Raw genomic sequence first — 225 nt, forward strand, 5'->3', positions numbered from 1 at the left:
TCCAGATTTTTAAAGAGCAAATATCTCAAACGTCACCCGAAGATGAGTTTTGAGATATGACGGCAGGTGACTTTCACTCACGAACCAGCAAGTGGCGTCCCCTAGGGGATTCGAACCCCTGTTACCGCCGTGAAAGGGCGGTGTCCTGGGCCTCTAGACGAAGGGGACGTGTAAGTCTCAATCGCAAGACGCCTTGCTATTTACTTTTCATCAGACAATCTGTGT

The 225-nt window shown here is 49.3% G+C and carries 1 tRNA gene; it reads right to left on the reverse strand.

What is annotated here, in order from left to right:
• Positions 1–92: 92 nt before the first annotated feature.
• Positions 93–168 (reverse strand) — tRNA-Glu (locus UTM25_RS22385).
• Positions 169–225 lie beyond the last annotated feature (57 nt).

The sequence above is a fragment of the Enterobacter sp. 61D5 genome, from assembly GCF_034107965.1.
Classification (GTDB): domain Bacteria; phylum Pseudomonadota; class Gammaproteobacteria; order Enterobacterales; family Enterobacteriaceae; genus Enterobacter; species Enterobacter cloacae_M.